Origin of the sequence: Arthrobacter sp. NicSoilB8, from assembly GCF_019977355.1 — a bacterium.
Classification (GTDB): domain Bacteria; phylum Actinomycetota; class Actinomycetes; order Actinomycetales; family Micrococcaceae; genus Arthrobacter.
This window is the reverse complement of the sequence record NZ_AP024655.1, coordinates 4526608-4546963: the sequence shown is the minus strand read 5'-3', so window position 1 is coordinate 4546963 and position 20356 is coordinate 4526608. Positions and strand designations below refer to the sequence as shown.

Here is a 20356-nt window from a genome sequence, read left to right as displayed (position 1 = left end):
AGCCCGCTCCTGTCATCTTTTTTCGACAACCGGCGAATAAAAATCGCCCGAGGCCTAGCAGCCCAGCAAGGCCAGGAATCCCTCAAGCTGCTCGTTCAGCCCGAGTTCCACCTGGCCTTCCGGGGCGAGGGCCGCCGCGATCTGCGCGCCGAGGAGGAAATTGAGCAGCTGCCCCGCCAGGGCGGCGTCGTTGACGGCGGTGGTCACGGCGCCGGCCTGCCGCGCCTCGGCGAGGTGCTGCCGCATTGCCGCAAGCCACAGCTCCATCGAATCCCGGTGGATCCGGGCCTTGTGGGGATCGTTGATGGCCTTCTGCCAGAACGGGATGACAATCCGGGCCTCGCTGATCCGCTCCTCATCCAGGGGCAGCACTTCGACGCAAAATGCCCGCAGGGCCGCGAGCCCGGCCTGCCCGGCGGTGACTGCCGCGATGCGCTCGTTGGTGCGGTTGAAGACGTGCCCGAAAGCGAAGGTCAGCAGGTCATCCTTGGTGGGGAAGTAGGGCTTGAGGGCCCCGTTCGCAAAGCCGGCCTCGAGGGCGATTTCGCGCATGGTGGCACTTTCGATCCCGAGCCGGGCGATGATCCGCCACGTGGCGTCGACGAGTTCGAGCCGCCGCTGGTCGTGGTCGACAATCTTTGGCACCGGACAGCTCCCCAATTTTCTTGCGTCGGACTCTTGTGGCACAGCTTACATTTCCGTATTCTCTACAACTATAGAAAATAAAGTTCCGACCCACCCAGGGTCCCCGAACGAAGGCCGTCATGATGACCGCACAAACCGACACCCGCACCGCGTTTAGTCCTTCTAGCCCGTACAGTCTGGCCGCTGGCGCCGAAATCACCGCAGTCCAGGGGATTCTGCGCGCGGAAGGCCTGCTGGGCGAGACCAAGCGCATCGCGTACCTGGGCCTGGTGGACCCCGCCAGGAACGCACCGGAGGGAACCGGGGACCGCCGGTTCCGGGTCTTCATCCACGACGTCGCGGGAGGACGCCCTGCCGACGTGACCGTCTCGGTTTCCAGCGGCGCGGTGATTTCCGCCGTCGAGCTCGACACGGCGGTGACCGGCGAGCTCCCCGTCCTGGAGGAGGAGTTCGAAGTCGTCGAGGAGCTCCTGGCCACGGACGAACGCTGGCTCAAGGCGCTGGCCGGCCGCGGCCTTGACGTCAGCAAGGTCCGCGTTGCCCCGCTGTCTGCCGGGGTCTTCGAATACCCGGAGGAGAAAGGCCGGCGGATCCTGCGCGGCCTGGCCTTCGTGCAGGATTTCCCCGGGGACAGCGCCTGGGCACACCCCGTGGACGGACTCGTGGCGTACGTCGACGTCGTCAGCAAGGAAGTCACGCAGGTGCTGGACACCGGCGCCGTCCCGGTTCCCGCAGAGCATGGCAACTACACCGATCCGGAGCTCACCGGCCCGCTGCGCACCACGCAGAAGCCCATCAACATCACCCAGCCCGACGGGCCCAGCTTCACGGTCACCGGCGGCAACCACGTTGAATGGGAGAAGTGGAGCGTCGACGTCGGCTTCGACGTCCGCGAAGGCGTGGTGCTGCACAACCTTGCCTTCCGGGACGGCGACCGCAAACGGCCCATCATCAACCGGGCATCCATCGCCGAAATGGTGGTCCCGTACGGGGATCCGTCGCCGATCCGGTCCTGGCAGAACTACTTCGACACCGGCGAATACCTCGTGGGCCAGTACGCCAACTCGCTGGAACTGGGCTGTGACTGCCTCGGCGAGATCACCTACCTCAGCCCCGTCATCAGCGACGCCTTCGGCAACCCCCGGGAGATCCGCAACGGCATCTGCATGCATGAGGAGGACTGGGGCATCCTGGCCAAGCACAGCGACCTCTGGACGGGCATCAACTACACCCGCCGCAACCGCCGCCTGGTGATCTCCTTCTTCACCACGATCGGCAACTACGACTACGGCTTCTACTGGTACCTCTACCTCGACGGCACCATCGAGTTCGAGGCCAAGGCCACCGGCATCGTCTTCACGTCCGCCTACCCGGAAGGCGGCTCGGCCAACATCTCCCAGCTCGCCCCGGGCCTGGGCGCGCCGTTCCACCAGCACCTCTTCAGCGCGCGGCTGGACATGGCGATCGACGGCTTGACCAACCGGGTGGAGGAGGAGGACGTGGTCCGGCAGGCCATGGGCGAAGGCAACGAACGCGGCAACGCGTTCTCCCGGAAGCGGACTGTCCTGGCGCGCGAGTCGGAAGCGGTCCGCGAAGCCGACGCGCGCAGCGGCCGGACGTGGATCATTTCCAATCCGGAATCACGCAACCGCCTGGGCGAGCCTGTCGGCTACAAGCTGCATGCCCAGGGCCAGCCCACCTTGCTCGCCGACCCGGAGTCCTCCATCGCCCGGCGCGCCGCCTTTGCCACGAAGGACCTGTGGGTCACCCGGTTCGCGGAGGAGGAGCGCTACCCCACCGGGGACTTCGTCAACCAGCACGCCGGGGGAGCGGGCCTGCCGGCCTACATCGCCCAGGACCGCGACATCGACGGCCAGGACATCGTGGTGTGGCACACCTTCGGGCTGACGCACTTCCCCCGGACCGAGGACTGGCCCATCATGCCCGTGGACACGGTCGGCTTCAAGCTCCGGCCCGAGGGCTTCTTCGACCGCAGCCCCGTGCTGGATGTGCCCGCAAGCGCACAGCCTGCCGCCGGCGGACACTGCCACAGCTAGGCCGCCGCCGTGAGTGTCGCAACGGGCCGGGGCCGTCCGGCCGGCATCGCCGGCAAAGTCTTCCATTCCCGGATCTGCGCCACCGTGACGGCGTCGTCGTGCCTCGCGCACCTCTGGATCGTCGCCGGAAACCAGCACGGGACGTGGCTGAACCTGCTCATGCTCGCCATGGTGGCGGTCTGCCTGCCCTGCGCCGTGCACATCTGGCGCGGCCGCGACTGCGATCCGCGCCGGGCCGGCGCCGTTCGCCGGGTCATGGCCTCGGCGCTGGTGATGGCCGGGGTGCACGCGGTCCTGCTTCTCGGGGCCGGCGGTTCCGGCCACGCCCACCACGGTGCCACTTCCGGAGCCGCCGCGGCGGCCGGCGCGGCGCCGTCGGGCTCCGGAGCGCTGCTGGCGGTCATCGCGTTGGAGATGACGACGGCGCTGCTCGCCGCGACGCTCACGGCCCGGCTCCGGCCGCAGCCCCGGCTGGCCGGATGAGGGCTGATTCAGGGCTGAGGCTGACGCGCGGCTGAGCCGCTCATTGAGGGCTGGGTCAGTCGTTGAACAGGCCCGCCAGGTCCTCCGCAGTCAGGGCGCCGCCGGTGAGGGCGTCGCCTTCCATGACGTCGGCGAAGAGCTGGGATTTCTTCGCCTTGAGCGCCATGACCTTCTCCTCGATGGTGTCCTTGGCGACGAGCCGGTAGACCATGACGTTCCGGGCCTGGCCGATCCTGTGGGTCCGGTCGACGGCCTGGGCCTCGGACGCCGGGTTCCACCACGGGTCCAGCAGGAACACGTAGTCGGCCTCGGTCAGGTTCAGGCCGAAGCCGCCGGCCTTGAGGCTGATGAGGAATACCGGCGCGGCGCCGTTCTTGAACTCATTGACGACGTCGGAGCGGTTGCGTGTGCTGCCGTCGAGGTAGCAGAACTCGATGTTCTCCTCGACCAGCCGCTCCCGGACCTTGCCCAGGAAACCGGTGAACTGGCTGAAGATCAGGGCCCGGTGGCCCTCGGCCACAAGGTCCGCGAGCTGCTCGAACAGGACATCGAGCTTGCTGGAACGGACCCCGGAGAGCGAGGGATCGATCAGGGAGGGATCCAGGCTGAGCTGCCGGAGCAGGGTCAGGGACTGGAAGATGGTGAAGCGGTTCTTGTTGACGTCCTCAATGAGGCCCAGGATCTTCTGACGCTCCCGCTGCAGGTGCGTCTGGTAGACCTTCTGGTGCCGGGGATTCAGCACGACTTCCAGGATCTGCTCCTGTTTGGGCGGCAGATCCGAGATGACCTGCTCCTTGGTGCGCCGCATCATGAGCGGCCGGACCCGGCGCCGGAGCTTGTCCAGCTGCCCTTTATCGCCGTTCTTCTCCACCGGCTTCTGGTAATACTCGGCGAACCGTTTGGGGCTGGAGAAGAGCCCGGGCGCCACGATCGAGGTCAAGGCCCAGAACTCCATCAGGTTGTTCTCCAGCGGGGTGCCGGTGATGGCGAGCTTGAACGCCGCGGGCAGTTTGCGGGCGCACTGGTAGGCCTTGGACTGGTGGTTCTTGACGAACTGGGCCTCGTCCAGGACCAGGCCGGCCCAGGTCCGGGCGGCGTACGCCTCGTAGTCGATCCGGAACAGGGCATAGGAGGTGATGATGATGTCCGCGCCGGCCATCGCCGCGGCCGGGTCGGAACCGCTCTTGGCGAAGGTCTCGCCGATGGCGCGCACGTTCAGTCCCGGCGCGAACCGCGCCGTTTCGGCCTCCCAGTTGCCCACCACGCTGGTGGGGGCGACGACGAGGAACGGTGCGGTCCCGCCGTCGGGCACTGCGCCGGACGCTGCGGTGACGGAGCCGGCGTCGGCTCCTGCGGTCAGGGGCCCTGTGACAGACCCGGCGGCGTCCTTGGCCGCGCAGATCAGCGCCAGGGCCTGCACGGTCTTGCCCAGTCCCATGTCGTCGGCCAGCACCCCGCCGAGCCCGTGGCGGTACAGGAAACTCAGCCAGTTGAAGCCCTCCAGCTGGTACGGTCGCAGCTCGGCGTTCAGCGTCGCGGGCAAAGGGAGCCCCTTAATGCCGCCTTCCAGCAGGCCGCCGACCGACTCGCGCCACGCGGCCGCCTGTTCGTCCACGATGCCGAGGTGCGCGAGCTCGTCCCAGAGGCCGGCCTGGAAGCGGCTGATCTGCAGCGGCGCGTCCTTGTCACCCGGGTTGTCCTGCAGGGAGCGGGCCTCGTCGATCAGGGCCCGCAGCTGGTGCAGCTCCGGCAGATCCAGCGAGAAATACGCCCCGCTGGGCAGCAGCATGCGGGTCTGGCCGGCGGCGAGGGCGGAAAACAGGGCCGCGAAGGAAACCGGCTGGCCCTCCAGGGTGATGACGATACCCAGATCGAACCAGTCGCGGCTGTCCGTCGCCTTGGTGGAGATCGCCACCACCGGGGCTTCCTCGGCCTCGCGGTAGTCCGCGATCTCACCGGAGGTGTCCACCGAGACGTCGGGCAGGTCGCGGAGCCGGGGAAGCACGTCCTCGGTGAAGGCGAGCGTGTCCAGCCCGGACAGTTCTGCCGTGGCCGCGAGCCGCGGCGTGCCCCAGCCGCCGGTCGCCGACTCGCCCAGCGCGGGCACGACGTCCCAGGGCTGCCCCACGCTTTCAAGGATGCGGGCCTCGGCGGGGTCGTCCCGGTAGCCGTGATCGCCCGGATGCCGCCACAGCGGCTGCGCCGTGACGAGGTTCCCGGACTTGTAGTGCCATTCCCAATGCAGCCGGACCCGGTGATCGGCACCGTAGTTGGCCAGCAGGGACAGGGTGGGGACGGCCAGCGTGGGCAGTTCGACGGACTCGTCCGACGCCGTCACCCGGGCGCTCTGCTTGAGCTTGGGGTAGAACCCGGTCAGGAAACGGCTTTCGTCCTTGGCCGGGATGTGCAGCGTGGTGCCGCCCGTGACGAAGGTCAGAAGTTCCTCGCTGAGGCCGCTTTCCAGCGGGGCCAGGGTGATGGCGGGGTCGGTCGGGGCGACGCCGGGCAGGGCGTCGCCGTCGGAGACCAGGAAGATCCCGTGCGCCGGGCGGCCGATGGTTCCGACCGACGCCGGGTCCACCACCTCGCCTTCGACCGTGATGGTGGGCGCGAGCTCCAGGCCGCCGTCGTCCCCGCCGGTGCCGAACCGGGCCAGGTTCAGGCCGACGGCGGCCGGTTCCTGAACGAGCCGTACCGGCTCCGGGCCGCGGCTGTGCACCAGGGCGACGCCGATCTTCTGGGCCTGGGACAGCAGGCTCCACAGGTTCTTGCCGGCGTAGGTATTGAGCCCCAGCCACAGACCGGTGCCTGAGTGCTGGCGGTTCGCCACAGCGGTGTGCGAGGCGAGGAATTCCTGCATCCACTCCACATGCGCCTCGTTGCATTCGCGCCGGTAGCTCAGGTAGCTCAGCGTGCTCCAGGAGACATCCCCGCGGATCCACTTGCCCTTGGCCCCCATGATCACGGGCCGCGCCTTGAGCTGGCGCACGCTGCGGAGCGGATCGCGGCGGCCCGTGTAGGAGAAGTGCGGGGCGGGTTCCTCGACGTCGAACTGGAGCGCCAGCGGCGTGCCGTTGGCGGAGGGGGTGATGCCCGGGCTGGCGATCAGCGGACTGAGCGCCTGCTCCCAGTCGGCCAGTTCCGGCGGCGCACTCTGGCGTGAGAGCCGCGTGGACTCGGCCGGGGCCAGCAGCTGGAGCCGGGTGGCCGGGTTGTCCTCGGCCGAGAAGAGCAGGGCCGCCACGTGCTTGCAGTCCTTGCGGACCGGGCAGCTGCAGACGCCCACCGTGCAGCTCCAGCCGCCCGCCTTCCGGACAAGCTTCGCCGTGGTGGAGTACGGCACGTCGGAACCGCCGCGCACCTTGCCGAGCAGCAGCCCGGTGGCCGCGTCGAAGGAGATCCCGGAAACGCGGCTCCCCATGGCGTAGGCGAGCCCGGCCGCGAGGGAGCGGTCGTTGATCGCAGGAGTCTGAATTGCCAGTGCCGCACTCTCGTCCGGATGGGATGGCATGTGCGCGCTACTTTCGGCAGGTGGTCATCTGATCCATCTTACCGAGCCTTCCGGGGCGCCGGAACGTCGCCGGTGTCCGCGGACGTCCCCCAAACTTCGCCTGACGTTCAACCGCGGCTCGGCCGCCGGCCGCTAAGACGGACCTACCGTGGAGTGGTCCGGAGAAACAGCCGTCACAGAAGTAAGGATTCCGCATGACCAACGGTGAGCCCACCAGCCAGTCCGCCCCCAGCTACCCGACCGTGCTGACCACCCAGAGCCTCACGGGCGGAAACGAGGACGTCGTTGACGCGAACGTCCATGTGGTGAGCGGAATGTTCGAGGAGTTGCTGAACGAGGACGAGATCTCCCCGGCCGCACTGCGCAGTTACTATGTGGACTTCTACCTGACGCAGGCACTGGCGGGCGGCTTCGCCCAGTATGTGTTCACCGCGCCGGAACGCGAGGAAATCGATCCGTACGTCCGGGAAGGCCTGGCCGGCATGGGCGCGGCCGCGCACCTTGATCTCTTCAACCGCACCGTGGCGGCCTTCGGCGCCCTGACCGACACCGACGTCGACACTTACCTCGACGGCGGCAGCGGCTGGGAGGCCGAAGGCGGCACAGAGGATAACGGCACGGAGGATAACGGCACGGAGGGCGGAGTCTCCGAGGCCGTGCGCCGCCTGGAAGAACTGGACGGGGAGTTCGAATCGGTCCTGGAAACAGAGGACATCGTGGCACTGAACGCCGCCTGGCTGCGCGGCCAGCCGGACCTGCTGGTCCTTGCCGACGACGACCTCGACGCCCACATTGCCGGACGCGTCGCCCGGATCTCCGACCTTGCGGAGCGCCAGGCCGCCGCCGCGGAAGAAGCCCTCCTGGACGCCCCGGAGTTCGAGCAGATCATCCGCGAGCTGTGCGGCATTGCCGGACACAGCCTGCAGCGGATCACCATGGGCGATCCGAACTACGAGCACAACGGGGAGAGCACCCTGGCCTGGCACTTCACCACGGAACAGGGCGAATTCCTCATGCTCGAAGACGACGACGAGGCCTTCATGCTCAACCCCCGGACCAAGGAAATCCTCGCCGCCGTGCAGTTCGAGGAGGCTGGCGCCTAAGCGGCCTTCCCTGGTCCGGCCGGGGCCTAATCGGCCCTCCGCGGCGGTAGCGGCGTCTTTATCTGAGTGCCCTCTAGTAGCCGCCCGCCGCGGTCTTGATCATCTCCCCGGACGGTGCCACGAGGTACCAGACCCCGCCGACGCCCTGACCCGTGATGTCTCCCGCGGCCTGGTCCTTGGCGTAGTAGTAGATCGGCATCCCGTTGATGGTGATCTGCATCTTTCCGTCAGCCGTCGGAATGGTGCCTACCTTGCCGGTGACGCCATTAACGGTGGGAGTCGCCGTCGTCGAGGTGACCGGGGGCCACGATGTCAGGCACGCACCGGTGCACGCGCTGTTCCCGGAGTCCTTCGTGTTCTTGGTGAAGTAATAGACGCTCAGTCCTTGGCCGCCCACCACGATCTGGCCCGCCTTGGACTGGCCCACCGAGAGATCCGCAGCGGCCGTGGACGCGGGCGCCGAAGCCGCCGGCGCGCTGGTCTCTGCGGGAGCGGAGGTGGCCGGTGCCGCCGATGTCGGCGTCGTCGTGGTCGCACCGCCACCGCAGCCGGACAGTAGCGCGGCCAGGGCAAACGCGGACAAGCCAATGCTGAGGTGCTTCTTCATTGCTGCTCCTAGGCTCGAGCCAGCCCAACTCGCCAGGCCGGCGCTACCCGATAAGACGCCAAGGAGCACGGAATGGTTCATGGCGGAGCTGACATGTTCACGTCGGGGCTGTGCCGGGGGCACACTGAACTATTGCGTCCGCCCGTACGTCATACAGTGCACAGCAACGACTCGAGAGCAATAACTCCGTAGGAGGTGGAGATGCCGCTGGACGAAGACGTGGTGGCTGCGATCTACCGTGACCACGGGACGGCCCTGAAGCGCTTCGTCCTCAGCGCCTCCCGCGATCCGCAGCTTGCCGACGACGTCGTCCAGGAGACCGTGCTGCGGGTCTGGCAGCAGGCGCCGCAGATCACCGGCAGCCTGCGCAGCTACCTGTTCCGGACGGCCCGCAACATCATGATCGACAACTACCGCAAGGCCCAGCGGCGGCCGCAGGAAACCGGCGAACGCGATGTCCCGGCCAGCCTCGACGGCGCCGGCGGCTCGGACGGCGCCGGACGCATCGACGACCTGCTCAACAAGGTCCTGATGGAGGAGGCGCTGTTGCGGCTCAGCGCCGAGCACCGCGAAGTCCTCGTAGCGCTCCACTACCGCCGCTACACAGTCCAGGAGGCATCCGCCCAATTGAAGATCCCAAGCGGCACGGTGAAGTCCCGGGCGTTCTACGCCGTGCGGGCGCTCAGGACCATCCTCGACGAAATGGGGGTGCAGCGGTGAACGAGAACGAACCGCATCAGCTCCTCGGCGCGTATCTGCTCGGCGGGCTGGAGCCGGCCGACGCCGCAGCCTTCGAACAGCACCTTGCCGTCTGTGCGGACTGCCGCCAGGAGCTGGACGAAGTCGCCAGTATCCCTGCGTTGCTCGACGCGGTCCCGGTGTCCGACGCCGTCGCGCTCACCGCGGCGGCTGCGGCCGCCCGGGAGCGGGCGCTGGTTCCGCCGGAACCCGAACCCGTCCCGCGCCGGCTCCTCGATGAACTCGCCGCCCGGCGCCGCAAGGTGCGGCGCCGCTGGTCGGCCGCCGTGGGCGCGGCGGCGGCGGCGTGCCTGGCGCTGGGGATCGCGGCCGGACCGCTGTTGAACCCGCCAGCCAAGCCGGACGCAAGCTATTCCGTGGCGGCCAGCAGCGGGCTGGAGGTCACAGTGGGACTCGTCAAGAAAACCTGGGGCACCGAGTTGGCGGTGGACGGGCGCAGCCTGCCCGTCGCCGGCACCCTCTCGCTGTGGGTGAAGGACCGCGACGGCGGCGAAGACCGCGCCTGCGCCTGGACCGCCACGCCCACCGGCAGGGTCCGGATCACCGGGGCGACGCCGTTGCAGCTGGCCAGGATCGCCAGCGTCGAGATGCGCAACGAGCAGCAACAGGCCGTTGCTGTCATTGCCGTGCCGCAGGGTTAGCGAACTTCCCTTGCGTCCGGGAGACCGGCCGGCTACGGACGTGCTGCGTCACCGGACCCCGGCGCGGCTACATCTTCGCGAGCTTGGCCCGCACCGCCATGAAGATGCCGTAACAGATCAGGCCGATACCGACGGCGGCCAGCAGGTAGACGCCGAACGGCTGTTCCCTCAGGGCCTTCAGGCTGCCGTCGAGCCCGGTGGACTCTTCGGGGTGCGCCTTCACGGTGGCGATGATGATGAGCAGGCCCACCAGCAGCAGGGCGAAGCCCTTGGCGGCGTAGCCTATGACGCCGATAGTCGTCACCGCGGTGCGCGCCTGCTTCTGGGCCGGCATTCGCAGGTACTTGAGGAAGGACTTCCTGAAGCCGCGGATGCCGTAGATGATTCCCGTGATAGCAATCGCTGCGCCGATCAGGATCAGGAGCGCGACGCCGCCCGGCGCCTTCATGAGGTGGATGGTCAGGTCGCTGGTCGACTGGCGGTGGTCGGCGCGTGCACCGGTGGCGACCGTTGCCAGTGTGAGGGCGAACCCCGCATAGACCACGGCCTGCAGGGCTGCCTTCAGCTTCTTGCCGACCTTCTTCTTGGTCGGCAGGTGTCGGAAGTCGAAGATGGCGTCCGACGTCTGCCAAATGGCCAGCGCAACGCAGGCGGCAAAGGCCGTCCAGAGCAGCAGCGGGCCGGCCGGCTGCACGGCGAGCTCTTCCACCGCGCCGCTGACGTCGGCCTGGCCCTGACGGCCCATGGCGAGCCGGATCGCGACCAGGCCGATGAGGAAATGCAGCAGTCCCGACACAGCAAACCCGGCCCGCGCCATCACTTCGAGCGGCTTCGAATTGGTGACGTCTTCGGCGACGTCAGCGGCGTCCTTAAGTTCTCGTTTGATGATGTTTCCTTAGTGCTACCAGGGTGGTTCGTGCCGGAGCGGTGTCTCCGGCAACTCCACTTCCGTAATCGTGCCACGCGACGGCGTTCAGGAACAGATTCCCGCGATCCGGGTGTGCCTACCGGCGGCGGTAGCTGAGATCGAAGATCAGCCTGCCGGCCTCGTGCGCCTTGTTCTCGAAGCTGGTGAGGATCCGTCCCTCAAACCGCGGCGCCCAGCCGCCGGTGGCATCGATGCCCTCATTGGGCCCGGTGTGCTCGGTACTGACCGGCGCGCGGCCTTCCTTCACAGGGGCTCCGCCGACCCGGGATTCGACGCCGGATTCCCACACCTGGGTCAGGGGGCTTTCCGCGCCGGTGCGCTCACCCTCGTGCAGGTTGTCGAACGCCGCGGACCCGGCCATGACCTCGCGAACGTGGACGGCGTAGTTGGACCAGTCGGTCGCGATCCGGAAGATGCCGCCGGGCTTGATGGCCCGGGCGGCGAGCTCGGCGAAGGCCGGCTGGATGAGGCGGCGCTTGTGGTGCCGGGACTTGTGCCACGGGTCCGGGAAGAAGACCCATAGTTCCGTGACGGAGCCTGCGGGGAGCATGGTCGCGAGCACTTCGGGGGCGTTGGCCTCCACCACCCGGACGTTGCTCAGCTTGCGGCTGTTGATCTTGATCAGTGTGTTGGCCAGGCCAGGGGTGTAGACCTCCACGGCCAGGAAGTCCTTGTCCGGGTTTTCCTCCGCGGCATGGCACACGGCGTCGCCCAGCCCGGAACCGATCTCCACGATCAGCGGAGCCGTCCGGCCGAACTCGGCCTCCGCGTCGAAGATGTAGTCCGGGTGGACGGAGGTGTTGGCGACATGGCGGGGAACCTCGACCGCCCAGCGGTCGGAGTGCTCCTCCCAGGCAGCCTGGCGGCGGCCCTGCAGGCGTGTGCCGCGGCGCACGAAGCTGACCGGCCGGCCCCCGTACGTGCCGAATGAGGCCTGGCTGCCCGGGGTCACGGGGCGCGGCAGCTGGGTCTCTTCCGGGGCGCCGGACTCTGGCGTTCCGGTGGTGGCGGGGGATTCTGGGGATTCGTTCATCCTTTCCAGAATAGTTGAGTTTGCCGGCCGGCCCGCCCGGGGAATCCGCCAGCGCCGCGGGGAGCAGGCTGTGCGGGCGGGGGCCTGCAAGAATGGGGCGGGTGACCTCAGCTGGGAAAACTGACGAGCAGGACCTTTCGGCCAGTGCCGTGCTACGGGACGAACCCGCCGGACCTCCGCGCGCCGCGGGCCGCCGCATGCTCGCGTACATGGGCGTCTGCCTGGTCCTGATCGGGCTAAACCTCCGCACCGTGTTTTCGAGCTTCGCTGCAGTGCTGCCCGAGGTGACGGCCGACGCCGGGCTTCCGGCCTGGGCAGTCATGGTGCTCACCACCGTTCCGGTGACGCTGCTGGGCGTGTTCGCTCCGCTCGCCCCGGGACTGGCTCGCCGGTTTGGCGCCGAGCGGGTGTTGCTCGGTGCCATGGCGGTCCTGACGGCGGGGCTGCTGCTGCGGCCCGTGGAGCTGCCCGGGGCCGGCCATCTCCCGGCGCTGCTCGCCGGAACCGCCGCTTGCGGCGCCGCGATTTCGCTGTGCAACGTGCTGTTGCCCGGCGTCGTCAAGCGCGACTTCCCGCACCGCCTGGGCCTCATGGGCGGGCTGTACACCACGGCGATCTGCGCCTCGGCCGCCCTCGGCGCCGGCTTCACGTTCCCGGTCTTCCGCGCCACCGGGCAGTGGACGGGGGCGCTCTGGTTCTGGGCGCTGCCGGCCGGCGTCGTGCTCCTGTTATTCCTGCCCCCGGCGCTGCGGGCCCGTCCCGGCGGGCCGCCGCGGACGGGCGAGGGTGTCAACGTCTGGCGTTCCGCCGTGGCCTGGCAGGTCACCCTGTTCATGGTCCTGCAGGCCATGATGTCCTTTAGTGTCTTCGCGTGGCTGGCCCCGATCCTGCGCGAACGCGGCGTGGACGGCGGCACGGCCGGCCTGATCGTCTCGGCCTCGATTGTGCTGCAGATGCTGGGCTCGCTGTTCGCGCCGGCACTGGCCACCCGGTTCCGGGACCAGCGCGCCATCAACACGGTGGTGGCACTCATGACCGGCGGCGGCTTCGCGCTGAGCATCTTCGGTCCGACCGAATTCCTGTGGCTGTGGACCGGGCTGCTGGGCCTGGGTCAGGGCAGCCTGACCGCCGCTGCCCTGACCCTGATCATGGTCCGCACCCGCGACGGGCACACCGCGGCCCACCTCTCCGGCATGATGCAGGGCGTGGGCTACGGGCTGGGCTCCAGTGGCACCCTCCTGGTCGGCCAGCTCCACCAGTCCACGGGGTCCTTCGCCGCGGCGGGTGTCCTGTTCCTGCTGGTGGGCTCGCTCGCCGCGGTGTTCGGCTACCGGGCCGGGCGGGACCGCTTCGTCGGCGGCTGACCCAACTGACTAGCAGCAGGGGCCGTTTTGAGCGCTCAAAACGGCCCCTGCTGCTAGTCAGTTGGGCGCTCCCGGAGGTCCCGGAGCTATGCGCGCAGGTCCTTGCCCTTCGTTTCCGGGATGGTGAAGACGAACACCGCGGAGACGGCGAGGAGAAGCACGGCGTAGACGTTGAACAGCTGGGGCATCTGCAGGGTTGTGCCGAGCCACTGCTGGAGGTAAGGCGCGGTTCCGCCGAACAGTGCCACGCAGATCGAGTAGGGCACTCCGACGCCCACGGTGCGGATACTTGTCGGGAACAGCTCGGCGTAGACCGCCGGAACGATCGCCGCGCTGGCGGCGATGAAGATCAGCATGACGGACATGCTGACGGCCAGCTGCCAGGCGGAATCCTTGAGCAGTGCGGTCATCGGAAAGTGCATGATGCCTGCGCCGATCGCGCCGGCCCACAACACTTTCTTGCGGCCGATGCGGTCCGACAGCTTGCCCCAGAAGGGCAGCGCCGCGATAAACACGATGTTGCCGATCACGCCTGCCCACAGGGCCTCGCCGCGGTCGATTTTCAGGGCGGTGGTGGCGTAGCTGGGGGCGACGACACCCCAGATGTAGTAGATCACGGTCAGGCCGACCGTCAGGCCGATCACCTGCAGGGCCTGCTTGCGGTGGCGGACGATCTGCGGCCAGATCGGAGCGCGCTTCTCCGCCGAGGCCTCGCCTTCGAAGACGTCCGTTTCGTGCAGCCGGGACCGCATGATCAGGGCGTAGAGACCCATGGCCGCGCCGACCAGGAACGGGATGCGCCAGCCCCAGGCGTTCATCACTTCGGTGCTCAGGGCCATGTTCAGCACGGCCCCCAGGAGGGTCCCGAACAGGATCCCCACCGTGCCGGAGGTGTAGATCAGGGTGGCCCAGAAGCCGCGGTGTTCCCTCGGCGCCATTTCGGAGAGGTACGTTTGCGACGACGGGAGCTCGCCGCCGTGCGCCAGGCCCTGGACCAGGCGGGCCACCAGGAGCATCAGCGATGCCCATGCGCCCACCACCGCGAAGGTCGGCGCGATGCCAATCATCAGGCTGCCCACGGACGCAAGTCCCACGGCCAGGGTCATGGAGGCCTTGCGGCCGATCCGGTCACCGATCCAGCCGAACAGGAAGCCCCCGAACGGGCGGGCGACGAAGCCGACGGCGAAAATCGCCAGCGTGGACAGCACCGCCGAGGCGGGATCGGCCTTGCTGAAAAGCTGGCTGGCGATGAACGGCGTGAACGTGGCATAAATGGCCCAGTCGTACCATTCGACGGCGTTGCCGATGCCGGTGCCGATGATCGTCTTGCGGGTCGATGTCCGGGTTGCCGGCGGTGTGGACGTGGTTGCAGTCATGGTCGTCTCCCTCGGGGGTGGGGGCTAGGAAAGGGTGGAGCCGGCGGCAGCAGCGTTGGCCGCGGCGGAAGCGTCTGCAGCCGCAAGCGCGGCCAGCCTCGAAATGGCGAGCTCCGCGTAGAGTGCGGCGCCGTCAGCCAGCACGCCGTCGTCGAACGTGGCGTACGGGGAGTGATTGAACGCGGATGCGGAGTGGTCGGCGCCCCGGGGGACGGCGCTCAGCCCGATGAACGTGCCGGGGACCTCGGCGAGAACCCTGGAGAAGTCTTCGGAGCCGCTGAGCGGGGTGGCCCAGCGGGCGAGCCGGGAGTCACCGAACAGGCCCTCAATGACGTTCTCCGCGGTGTGCGTTTCGTCCTCGTCGGTGATGGTGAGCGGGTACTCCTGCTGGTAGTCGACGTCGACTTCGAGGCCGTGCGCCGCCGCGATGCCCTTCAGCAGCCGCGGCACGGCGTCCATCATTTTCTGCCGGGATTCCTCGGAGAAGGTCCTGATGGTGGCCTCAATGCGTGCGGTTTCCGGGATGATGTTGCGCTTGGTGCCGGCCTGGAGGACCCCCACCGAGAGCACTACGGGATCGAACATGTTGAACTGGCGGGTGACCATGACCTGGAGGGCGGTGACCATTTCGGCGGCCGCCGTCACGGGGTCCTTGGCCGAGTGCGGGGCCGATCCGTGGCCGCCGGCGCCGAGCACGGTGACCACCAGGCCGTCGGAAGAGCTGAGCATGACGCCGGGCTTGGTGCAGAACGTGCCGTGCGGTTCCAGGGCGGAAAATACGTGCATGCCGTAGGCGGCGTCCACGCGCCGGCCGGCGGCATCCAGCACGCCTTCGCGGATCATGTGGCTGGCGCCGTCGAACCCTTCCTCGCCGGGCTGGAACATCAGGACGACGTCGCCGGCGAGCCGGTGCCGGCGTTCGGCCAGGAGGGTGGCGGCTCCTGCCAGCATGGACGTGTGAAGGTCGTGGCCGCAGGCGTGCATGGCCCCGTCGATCCTGGACGTGTAGTCCACTCCCGTTTTCTCCTGCACCGGCAGGCCGTCCATGTCCGCGCGCAGGAGCACGGCCGGGCGGTCACCGGCGCCGGTCCCGGACGCCTGGCCGCGCAGTACCGCGGTGACCGACGTCGTCTCCTGGCCCAGGGTGATCTCGTAGCCGAGCCCGTCGAGCGCCTTGAGCACCTTCTCCTGTGTCCGCGGAAGCGTCAGCCCGATCTCGGGCTCCCGGTGCAGCTCATGGCGGAACCGGGCAAGGTCCGTCTGCATGTCCCGGGCGTCTGCGGTGATCGGCACGTGTTCTCCTTGGTTGTCGAGATCGCTGTGTTGTCGGTGTGGCGTGGCTGCCGAAATCTGTCGATTTGGCGTGGTCTGGGTCCGGCAAGGACTTCCTGCGTCTATTCTCAAGTGACATGGTTCACACGCGGCCAAAGGTCTGAAAAAATGCAAAAAATGCCTTTGGGCGCAGGTTTCATGCATGAATGGAGGGAAGAATAGTGGAACTCAGCGAGGATGACCTCGCCCTGATCAACGTCCTGCAGATCGCTCCGCGGCTGAGCTGGGCGGATGCGGCGGAGGTGCTGGGCGTTCACGCCACCACCCTCGCCGCCCGCTGGGAACGGCTGCGGGCCTCCGGCGTCTCCTGGATCACCGCCCACCTGATCGGCGATCCCCTTCAGATGTGCCTGGCGTTCGTCGCCGTGGATTGCGAAATGCACCGCCGGAAGGAAGTCACGGCCAGGCTCGCCGCGATGCCGGAAATCGTCACGGTGGAGGAGGCGGCCAGCAACCGGGACCTCATGCTGACCGTCATTACGCCCTCCCTGGACGATTTCAGCATGAAGGTCATTTCACGGCTGAAGGAGATTGACGGCCTCCTCAAGTACCAGACCGCCCTCTGCACGAGGCTGCACGCGAGCGGCGGCGCCTGGCGGCTCAATGTGCTGAGCCGCGCGCAGCAGGCCGCCGTGCGGGCGTTGGCCGGCCCCGAAGCCACTGGCGTCACCCAGGCTGCCGCCCGGGAGGCGCTGCCGGAAAGCCACCTGGCGCTCCTGCCGTTTCTGGCCAAGGACGGACGGGCCACGGCGGCGGACATTGCCCGCGGGCTGGGCCGGCACCCTGCCACCGTGCAGCGGCAGCTCAACCGGGTGCTCGCGAGCGGCATCCTGTCGTTCCGGTGCGAGGTGGCCCAGAAGTTTTCGGCGTTCCCCGTCACCTGCCAATGGTTTGTCAACGTCCCCGCCGGCCGGCACGAGGCGGCGGCCGCCGAACTGCGGTCCATGCGGAACGTGCGGCTCAGCGCCTCCACCACCGGGCCGACGAACTTCGTGATCATCATGTGGCTGCAGTCCCTGGCGGATGTCATGAACATCGAGCAGGCACTGCAGCAGAAGGTGCCCGGGATCGTGCTCGTGGAAAGCGTCGTCATGCTGAGCACCGTGAAGCGCGTGGGCTGGATGCTGAACCCGGACTCCAGGGCGAGCGGCGCCGTCGTGGTCCCGGCCCGGGGGCTCGACGAGGTCGGCTGAACTGAGCTGTCCGGGCCGGGCCTGGCTGGACACGGCGTGTCCCGCTTGTAAGCTGTGGCACGTGCCCCGATCAGACCCGCCTCCTCATCAGGATTCCAGCCGGGAATCCGGCCGGGATTCCATGCCGGAATCAGCCGGCATCTTCCACCGCAGCTACCTGCTGGTGACGCTGGGGGCCTGCGCGCTGGTGTTCCTGGCAGCCTTCGAGTCGCTGGCGGTGACCACCATCATGCCGCTCGTCAGCCGGGAACTGGACGGCGCGGGCCTCTACGCTCTGGCCTTTGCGGGGCCGCTCGCCACCGGCGTGATCGGAATGGTGGCAGCCGGCAGTTGGTCGGACCGCAAGGGACCCGTGGCGCCGCTCCTGGCCGCGGTGGGCATGTTCGTTCTCGGCCTGCTCATCGCCGGCACCGCCGGGACCATGCCGGTTCTCGTGTCGGGGCGGCTCGTGCAGGGGCTCGGCGGGGGTGGGCTCACGGTGGCCCTGTACGTAGTGATTGCCCGGGTCTACCCGCCGGTACTGCATCCGAAGATTTTTGCCGCCTTCTCCGCGGCCTGGGTCATCCCGTCGCTCGTGGGCCCATTCGCCGCCGGCGTCGTGGCGCAACTTGCCGGCTGGCAGTGGGTCTTCCTTGGCGTGGTCGGGCTCGTGGTCCCGGCCCTGCTCCTGACTGCCCCGGCGCTGCGAGGCCTGAACGGAGTCCCCGCAGCGGACCCCGCAACCGCGGGAGAACCAGCCGCGGGAGAACCAGCCCCCGGAGAGCCCGGGGTGAAAACCGCGGGCGGCACGGCCCGACCGCCGGGAGGCCCGGCCAAGCTGGCGCTGGCGGCACTGGCGGCGCTCGCCGTCCTGGGCCTGAACCTGTCCGCCCAAGTCCCGGGGGCCGGCGGAGCGCTCGCAGGGGCCGCCGTCGCCGTCGCACTCCTGGCCGTCCGTCCGCTCATGCCGCGCGGAACGCTGACCGCACGGCGGGGCCTGCCGAGCGTCATCCTCACCCGCGGCCTCGCGTCCGCCGCGTTCTTCGGCGCCGAGGTGTACCTGCCGTATCTGCTCGTGGAACGCTACGCCTTCGCCCCGACTTTTGCAGGCCTCACGCTCACCGGCGGCGCCATCGCCTGGGCCGCGGCCTCGGCCGTCCAAGGCAGGCTTGGGACCCGCCTGGAACACCGGAAGGCGGTGCGGATCGGCTCGGCCATGGTCCTCGGCGCCGTCGTCCTCGCCCTCGTGACGACGGTCCTGGCGTGGCCGGCCGCCGTCGCGATCGCGGGCTGGATCTTCGCCGGGGGCGGGATGGGCCTGATGTATCCGCGCCTGAGCGTCATGACCCTGGCCCTCTCCACCAAGGACACTGAGGGCTTCAACAGTTCGGCCATGTCCATTTCGGATTCGCTCGGCGGCGCCCTGGCCCTCGCCGGCACGGGAATCGTATTCGCCGCGTTTTCGACGACGACGGCGTCGTCGTTCGCCGGCGTCTTCGCGCTCACGGCGGTGATCGGCGTCGCCGCCGTGGCCGTCGCGCCGCGCGTCGCCGTCGTTCCGGCCGCCGGCAAGGCGCGCCCGTAACGTCCCCGCCCCGCGCAGGATTGCTGCGCAGGTCACTGCATCCGGCATCACTGTATGCAGGAACACTTCACGCAGGGACACTGAACGCAGGGACACCGAACGCAGGGACACTGCACGCAGGAGCCCCGGCCGGAAGGTCCGGCCGGGGCTCCTGCGCATCACGGGGGTTCGAGTCGATGCTCAGACGGCAGTCTCAGTCGACAGAAGGGTCAGGCAATCAAGAGTCAGACAGCCGCGCGGACGTCCTCCTCCGCGCGGACGGCCTGCCATTCCACAATCCGCGCCTGCTGCAGCGGTGTCTTCCGGTTGAAGTGCCAGGCGCCACCCAGCAGGAGGAACCAGATGGGGGCCACGAAGAGCGCCAGCCTGGTGTCGTCGGCCTGGGCCAGCGCCACGAGCATGAACACGAAGAACGCGAGCACCACGTACGGCATGAACGCGGAGCCGGGCATCTTGAAGGCCGAGGCCGCGTGCAGGGCCGGCCGCCGGCGGCGGAACACGATGTAGCTGATGAGGATCATGGACCACACGAACATGGTCAGCACGGAGGCAACGGAGGTGACGATCGTGAATGCGCCGATCACCGAGTCTCCGGCGTAGAGAAGGACGAGCCCTGCCAGCAGGAAGATGCAGGAGAACAGCAGGGCGTTCTGCGGGACTTTGCGAAGGCTCAGCTTGCCGAAGGCCTTCGGCGCGTTACCGTCCTGGGCGAGCCCGTAGATCATGCGGGAGGTCGAGTAGATCCCGGAGTTGGCGCTGGAGGCGGCGGAGGTCAGGACCACGAGGTTGATGACCACGGCGGCGATCCCCAGCCCGGCCAGGGTGAACATGCCGATGAACGGGCTGCTGGCCGGATCGATGGTGCGCCACGGGTTGACGGCCATGATGACCACCAGGGCGCCCACGTAGAACAGGAGGACGCGGACCGGGATGGAGTTGATGGCACGCGGCAGGTTCTTCTCCGGGTCCTTGGTTTCGGCGGCGGCGGTGCCCACCAGCTCGATGCCGGCGAAGGCGAAGATGGCGATCTGGAAGCCGAGGATGAAGCCGAACATGCCGTGCGGGAACATGCCGCCGTCGTTCCACATGTTGGCGAGGTTGGCTTCGGCGCCGTTCGGGGACGTGAAGTGGGTGGCGATCATGACCGCGCCGGTGATGATCAGGGCCACGATGGCCACCACCTTGATGATGGCAAACCAGAACTCAGCTTCACCGAACGCCTTGACGGTGGGGAGGTTCAGGAGGACCAGCACCACGGGCGTGATCAGGGCAGGAATCCACAGGGGCGTGCCCGGCGCGAGCTTGTCCACGTAGCCGGCGATGGCGACGATGTCCGCGACGCCGGTGACTACCCAGAAGAACCAGTAGGACCAGCCGGTGAAGAAGCCGGCCCAGGGGCCCAGCAGGTCGCCGGCGAAGTCGCTGAAGGACTTGTAGTTCAGGTTGGAGAGCAAGATCTCGCCCATGGCCCGCATGACGAAAAACAGCATGAAGCCGATGATCATGTAGACGAAGATGACGGACGGACCGGCGAGGGAGATGGTCTTGCCGGAGCCCATGAACAGGCCGGTACCGATGGCGCCGCCGATGGCGAGTAGCTGGATATGGCGGTTGCCAAGGGCGCGGGCGAGGTGCGGCTCGCGGTTCCCGGCGGCGGCGTCACGGGTTGCGGCGGTTCCAGAGTGGGCAATGTCAGATTCTGCAGTGGCCGGTGCGGCCGCGGTGGTGCGTTCAGACATGAGGCTTCTTCCTTGTCACAG

The 20356-nt window shown here is 68.3% G+C and carries 16 protein-coding genes; 8 read left to right on the top strand and 8 right to left on the bottom strand.

What is annotated here, in order from left to right:
- Positions 1–54: 54 nt before the first annotated feature.
- Positions 55–645 carry a TetR/AcrR family transcriptional regulator gene (locus LDO15_RS20580; RefSeq protein WP_223981895.1) on the bottom strand — a complete coding sequence of 197 codons (591 nt, stop codon included), beginning with the start codon at positions 643–645 and terminating at the stop codon, positions 55–57.
- 119 nt (positions 646–764) lie between these two features.
- Here LDO15_RS20580 and LDO15_RS20575 point away from each other — a divergent pair, with 119 nt between their 5' ends.
- Together LDO15_RS20575 and LDO15_RS20570 are read left to right on the top strand one after the other, a co-directional pair.
- Positions 765–2702: a primary-amine oxidase gene (locus LDO15_RS20575; protein WP_223981893.1), complete on the top strand. Its 1938-nt coding sequence runs from the start codon at positions 765–767 to the stop codon at positions 2700–2702.
- 9 nt (positions 2703–2711) lie between these two features.
- Positions 2712–3185 carry a hypothetical protein gene (locus LDO15_RS20570; RefSeq protein WP_223981890.1) on the top strand — a complete coding sequence of 158 codons (474 nt, stop codon included), beginning with the start codon at positions 2712–2714 and terminating at the stop codon, positions 3183–3185.
- 55 nt (positions 3186–3240) lie between these two features.
- Here LDO15_RS20570 and LDO15_RS20565 read toward each other — a convergent pair whose 3' ends face one another.
- Complete coding sequence (locus tag LDO15_RS20565; protein WP_223981887.1) at positions 3241–6696, bottom strand: DEAD/DEAH box helicase; 3456 nt, start codon at positions 6694–6696, stop codon at positions 3241–3243.
- A gap of 194 nt (positions 6697–6890) precedes the next feature.
- On the opposite strand from LDO15_RS20565, the gene LDO15_RS20560 reads away from it, so the two are divergent.
- Positions 6891–7799: a hypothetical protein gene (locus LDO15_RS20560; RefSeq protein WP_223981884.1), complete on the top strand. Its 909-nt coding sequence runs from the start codon at positions 6891–6893 to the stop codon at positions 7797–7799.
- 73 nt (positions 7800–7872) lie between these two features.
- Here LDO15_RS20560 and LDO15_RS20555 read toward each other — a convergent pair whose 3' ends face one another.
- Positions 7873–8406 carry a hypothetical protein gene (locus LDO15_RS20555; protein ID WP_223981882.1) on the bottom strand — a complete coding sequence of 178 codons (534 nt, stop codon included), beginning with the start codon at positions 8404–8406 and terminating at the stop codon, positions 7873–7875.
- 201 nt (positions 8407–8607) lie between these two features.
- Here LDO15_RS20555 and LDO15_RS20550 point away from each other — a divergent pair, with 201 nt between their 5' ends.
- On the top strand, positions 8608–9126 hold the full coding sequence (locus LDO15_RS20550) for a sigma-70 family RNA polymerase sigma factor (protein WP_223981879.1): 519 nt from the start codon (positions 8608–8610) through the stop codon (positions 9124–9126).
- A complete protein-coding gene (locus tag LDO15_RS20545) occupies positions 9123–9806 on the top strand; it encodes a zf-HC2 domain-containing protein (protein ID WP_223981876.1) in 684 nt (227 codons plus the stop codon). The genes LDO15_RS20550 and LDO15_RS20545 overlap by 4 nt, the downstream gene beginning before the upstream one ends.
- A gap of 67 nt (positions 9807–9873) precedes the next feature.
- Here the strand turns inward: LDO15_RS20545 and LDO15_RS20540 are convergent, their stop codons facing one another.
- Both LDO15_RS20540 and trmB read right to left on the bottom strand, forming a co-directional pair.
- The gene (locus LDO15_RS20540; RefSeq protein WP_223987582.1) at positions 9874–10623 is read right to left on the bottom strand and encodes a DUF1206 domain-containing protein; all 750 of its coding nucleotides are present in this window, start codon (positions 10621–10623) and stop codon (positions 9874–9876) included.
- A 187-nt stretch (positions 10624–10810) separates the two neighbouring features.
- Entirely contained in the window at positions 10811–11767 is a 957-nt protein-coding gene (gene trmB / locus LDO15_RS20535; protein WP_223981874.1) for a tRNA (guanosine(46)-N7)-methyltransferase TrmB, read from the bottom strand.
- Positions 11768–11859: 92 nt separating this feature from the next.
- On the opposite strand from trmB, the gene LDO15_RS20530 reads away from it, so the two are divergent.
- On the top strand, positions 11860–13131 hold the full coding sequence (locus LDO15_RS20530) for an MFS transporter (RefSeq protein WP_223981872.1): 1272 nt from the start codon (positions 11860–11862) through the stop codon (positions 13129–13131).
- A gap of 86 nt (positions 13132–13217) precedes the next feature.
- Here LDO15_RS20530 and LDO15_RS20525 read toward each other — a convergent pair whose 3' ends face one another.
- Both LDO15_RS20525 and LDO15_RS20520 read right to left on the bottom strand, forming a co-directional pair.
- Entirely contained in the window at positions 13218–14507 is a 1290-nt protein-coding gene (locus tag LDO15_RS20525) for an MFS transporter (RefSeq protein WP_223981869.1), read from the bottom strand.
- Positions 14508–14531: 24 nt separating this feature from the next.
- Positions 14532–15800: a M20 family metallopeptidase gene (locus tag LDO15_RS20520; protein WP_223981867.1), complete on the bottom strand. Its 1269-nt coding sequence runs from the start codon at positions 15798–15800 to the stop codon at positions 14532–14534.
- A gap of 185 nt (positions 15801–15985) precedes the next feature.
- Between LDO15_RS20520 and LDO15_RS20515 the strand changes: the two genes are divergently transcribed.
- Together LDO15_RS20515 and LDO15_RS20510 are read left to right on the top strand one after the other, a co-directional pair.
- Complete coding sequence (locus LDO15_RS20515; protein ID WP_223981865.1) at positions 15986–17032, top strand: Lrp/AsnC family transcriptional regulator; 1047 nt, start codon at positions 15986–15988, stop codon at positions 17030–17032.
- A 121-nt stretch (positions 17033–17153) separates the two neighbouring features.
- Positions 17154–18596, top strand: coding sequence for an MFS transporter (locus tag LDO15_RS20510; protein ID WP_223981863.1), 1443 nt, complete (start codon positions 17154–17156; stop codon positions 18594–18596).
- A gap of 224 nt (positions 18597–18820) precedes the next feature.
- On the opposite strand, the gene cycA is transcribed toward LDO15_RS20510, so the two are convergent.
- Positions 18821–20335: a D-serine/D-alanine/glycine transporter gene (gene cycA, locus LDO15_RS20505; RefSeq protein ID WP_223981861.1), complete on the bottom strand. Its 1515-nt coding sequence runs from the start codon at positions 20333–20335 to the stop codon at positions 18821–18823.
- Positions 20336–20356 lie beyond the last annotated feature (21 nt).

Excerpts from the sequence above, each read along its gene's own strand:
- LDO15_RS20575 (WP_223981893.1), top strand. The coding sequence starts at position 765 with ATGATGACCGCACAAACCGACACCCGCACCGCGTTTAGTCCTTCTAGC.
- LDO15_RS20565 (WP_223981887.1), bottom strand. The coding sequence starts at position 6,696 with ATGCCATCCCATCCGGACGAGAGTGCGGCACTGGCAATTCAGACTCCT.
- LDO15_RS20560 (WP_223981884.1), top strand. The coding sequence starts at position 6,891 with ATGACCAACGGTGAGCCCACCAGCCAGTCCGCCCCCAGCTACCCGACC.
- LDO15_RS20555 (WP_223981882.1), bottom strand. The coding sequence starts at position 8,406 with ATGAAGAAGCACCTCAGCATTGGCTTGTCCGCGTTTGCCCTGGCCGCG.
- LDO15_RS20550 (WP_223981879.1), top strand. The coding sequence starts at position 8,608 with ATGCCGCTGGACGAAGACGTGGTGGCTGCGATCTACCGTGACCACGGG.
- LDO15_RS20540 (WP_223987582.1), bottom strand. The coding sequence starts at position 10,623 with ATGGCGCGGGCCGGGTTTGCTGTGTCGGGACTGCTGCATTTCCTCATC.
- trmB (WP_223981874.1), bottom strand. The coding sequence starts at position 11,767 with ATGAACGAATCCCCAGAATCCCCCGCCACCACCGGAACGCCAGAGTCC.
- LDO15_RS20530 (WP_223981872.1), top strand. The coding sequence starts at position 11,860 with ATGGGGCGGGTGACCTCAGCTGGGAAAACTGACGAGCAGGACCTTTCG.
- LDO15_RS20525 (WP_223981869.1), bottom strand. The coding sequence starts at position 14,507 with ATGACTGCAACCACGTCCACACCGCCGGCAACCCGGACATCGACCCGC.
- LDO15_RS20515 (WP_223981865.1), top strand. The coding sequence starts at position 15,986 with ATGGAGGGAAGAATAGTGGAACTCAGCGAGGATGACCTCGCCCTGATC.
- LDO15_RS20510 (WP_223981863.1), top strand. The coding sequence starts at position 17,154 with ATGCCGGAATCAGCCGGCATCTTCCACCGCAGCTACCTGCTGGTGACG.
- cycA (WP_223981861.1), bottom strand. The coding sequence starts at position 20,335 with ATGTCTGAACGCACCACCGCGGCCGCACCGGCCACTGCAGAATCTGAC.